We start from the raw sequence: 3,238 nt of genomic DNA, 5'->3' as shown, positions 1-3,238 counted from the left end.
CTATTCTTCTCATACAAATCTGTATTCTCATTAATAGCTTTAACATAACCATCGGCTAAACTATCAACTCTATCATGTAATTCTTTGTTTTCTTTAACTAAATCTGTACGCTGCAAACGCTCATAATCTTCCTTTACGAAATTTGCATCGCTTAGAACTTTTTGCATCCTTCTCATTTCACTATCAGAAACAATCCAATTCCCAGTTTCTGTAGTTACTGTTTCTGATTTTAAAAAACCTGTTTTTACAACCTCTGTTTTTTTCTCTTTTCCTTTTACTTTGATATTAATTTTTGAAGGGAGTGCTTCACTCAAATTCAGAAACTCATTTTTTTTACTTTCCAATTCTTTATCTAATGATTGAATTTTCCCCTCTAACTCTCTTTCTTTGACCTTTACTTCCGCATCCATTACATCTTTTTGTTTCTGTATTTCTTCAGAATACCTTTTCAAATCTTTAACCGTATCAACGCCAATCGTTTTATCGTTTAAAATACCTTCTTTGTAGATTTGTGGTATTTCTTTTTTCAAAAACTCATCTAAATCTTGGTGAAATGTTTTTAAATCTTTTCTTGTTAAAACTTCTTTAGCTGAAACCTTTGCCTGTTGCTTTTTCTCGTCCCAAACAACAGGCATAAAAGCAAAATGCATATGCGGTCTTGTTTCGTCATTATGTACATTGGCTGACAACACATTTTTTTCACCACCATAACGGTTCGCTAAAAATTCATAGGTTTTCTCAAAAAATTCACGTTGTTCCTTCTCAGAAGCATCTTTCAAACTTTCCGGTAATGTAACAGCCCAATCTGCACAGACTTTTACATCTTTTCGATTCAAGCAATGCACTTCACTTAACCGATCATTCATGCGTGAAAGTGTATCTCCTTCTTTTTCACATAAATCATAATTCAAATGTGACCGTTCATTATCAATGTCTTGATTCGAATGATTTTCTGTTTTTCTGTCCCAGTGAATGGACAATCCTTGAACATTTCCTTTTGCATATTTTTGAACGTGAGCCATGAGCAAGACCCCCCCTTTTGGTAACTAGTTTAACATGGGGATAGAAGAAAAACCAAATTTGGTCTAGCACGTTATACCAAATTTCATTTGGACGTGCTCTGCGAGGCTCTTTGGCTCCGCCAAGCCATGCTTTGCCTGGCAAAAAACAAACCTTGGGCTTTGCCCAAACCCACTGGGGAAACTCTTCCCCAGACCCCCTCAATCAAACTCCCCAACCCCTCAATCCTTGAGGGGCTCCCTCGCCGGTTAGCAGGAACAAACGATTGTTTGTTCAATGCCAAGAGGGTTTGGGTGTAGTACGGTTGGTCAAGTCAAATACTCCCTTCGCTTTGCTAGGTCCGTTTTGATTGACCAACACCCTTTTTTCCTATAACAGGTTTTTAGCTAATACACCAAGTACTCCTGTTAACAATCCGCTTATGATCAATCGTAAAATCCATGTAGTATTTGCACTAATTTTATCTAATTGTTTATTAATAGTTAAAACATCCTTTTCAGCTACTAATATTCTTACTTCTAAACTTTTCATATCATGTTGTATAGCTTTTAAATCTAGATTCATTTGATTAAAATCTTTTTCTAGTTCCTCCAATTTTGTCATATAACATACTTCTCCTTTTAAATTAATTTTAAATATATTATATGTATATGGTAATTAGAGAATAATGATATAAAAAGAGAACTCAAATCTATTATTAAGATTTAAGTTCTCTTTAAAGATAAGGGAATTATACGAAAGCGTAATATAGCATATGCTTATCCTTTTTAATATGCATCTAGCAAAAACACAGTTTCTATAAATGTGCTGTTCTAAGTTCATTCTCTCCTTGTTTTTGGGTGTGAGTGCTGGCTGGGGGTTTGGGGGCTAGCCCCCTGGATCTTAACGTAAATGAATATGGAATAAGCGGATTGTTTAGAACGATAGAGCAAGGCGGTTCGGCAGGTACAATTGCTAGTCCAAGTCGAACAATCTAAATCCTCGTTTTTGGTCTGTTCGGCTTGGCGACATGCTCACACCTGCCGAATTTCACTATGCAATAGCAAAAGAGTGGAGATTTTTTGAATGGTTTTCTCAAAAAATACTACTCGACTATTGCATAGTGAAAAGCCCTTTTAAATTTTATAAAATAATAGAATAGAAGGGAGAACATAGGTTGAACCGTTGATATGACTGGATTTCTAGGAAAATACTATAATTTGTGGGATTATAAGTTATAATTTGTGGGATTATAACCGTAATTTGTGGAGTTATATACCGTAATTTGTGGAGTTATAAATTAAATTTATTTTTTATATCATTTATAATTTGTGGGATTATAAATGTGAAATCCTATAAAAAATATTGCACTTTTAAAATACCCGATTTATAATTTAATTAAATTATAAATCGGGTAGGAGGTAGATTTGATGCAACCGGAAAGACCCTTGAAAAAAGTTTCTAAAGTTACAAAAAATAAAATAATAGATATAAATACTGGTGAAATTCAAGAAGAAGAAGAAATTATAAATGCTTATATCGACAAAGAACCAGACTACGTAAAAATATATTTAAAAGATATTGTAGCCTTAAATGATTTACCTAAAGGTTTAGATAGAGTTATTAACGTTTTATTAAAAGTAATGTCTTATGACAATATGATCATTCTAAATAGCTTTATAAAAAAACAAATGGCACAAGAACTAGGATATAAAACAGTACAAGTTCTTAATAACAACATCAACAAACTTGTAAATGCAGAAATTCTTTTTAGAAAAGGTACTGGTACATATCAAGTAAATGCTCGTTATTTTGGTCGTGGCCATTGGCACGATATACAAGAAATCCGATTACAACAAGTCTATTCAACTAAAGGAAGAGAGCTTAAAACAGAAATAACATACAAAAACGACGAACCGTCTCAGAATTAATTCTGAGACGGTTTTAACGTTCCATGTTATATCCACGTTGTTTCTTAATTTCTTTCTTATATTCACAATCAAATTGATTATCTACACCTTTTATATCCAATTCATTCTTAACAAGTCCTCTAAACGCTTTAAAATGCTCTCCAAGGACTTTTTTCGTATTGTGGTATAAAACCTTTACATTTTCCTTTAAATCTTTTACATGGGCTTTTAACGAGCTTATTTCCTTACGTAATTCTCTATTCTTCTCATACAAATCTGTATTCTCATTAATAGCTTTAACATAACCATCGGCTAAACTATCAACTCTA

3 protein-coding genes and 1 pseudogene are annotated in these 3,238 nt (G+C 33.0%); 1 reads left to right on the top strand and 3 read right to left on the bottom strand.

Going from position 1 to position 3,238, the window contains the following annotated elements; all coding sequences use genetic code 11:
* A partial coding sequence (gene mobV, locus BAQ46_RS05940) for a MobV family relaxase (protein ID WP_071741780.1) occupies positions 1–1,022 on the bottom strand: 1,022 nt, incomplete at its 3' end.
* 367 nt (positions 1,023–1,389) lie between these two features.
* The gene (locus tag BAQ46_RS05935; protein ID WP_071741779.1) at positions 1,390–1,623 is read right to left on the bottom strand and encodes a hemolysin XhlA family protein; all 234 of its coding nucleotides are present in this window, start codon (positions 1,621–1,623) and stop codon (positions 1,390–1,392) included.
* A gap of 806 nt (positions 1,624–2,429) precedes the next feature.
* On the opposite strand from BAQ46_RS05935, the gene BAQ46_RS05930 reads away from it, so the two are divergent.
* Positions 2,430–2,930 carry a replication/maintenance protein RepL gene (locus tag BAQ46_RS05930; RefSeq protein WP_001182216.1) on the top strand — a complete coding sequence of 167 codons (501 nt, stop codon included), beginning with the start codon at positions 2,430–2,432 and terminating at the stop codon, positions 2,928–2,930.
* Between the two features lie 13 nt (positions 2,931–2,943).
* On the opposite strand, the pseudogene BAQ46_RS05925 reads toward BAQ46_RS05930, so the two are convergent.
* A pseudogene (locus BAQ46_RS05925) lies at positions 2,944–3,238 on the bottom strand (MobV family relaxase); the annotation flags it as partial.

It is taken from the genome of Bacillus paranthracis (genome assembly GCF_001883995.1).
Taxonomy (GTDB): domain Bacteria; phylum Bacillota; class Bacilli; order Bacillales; family Bacillaceae_G; genus Bacillus_A; species Bacillus_A paranthracis.
Note: the sequence above shows the minus strand (reverse complement) of the source record. Positions and strands in the feature narration are given on the sequence as shown.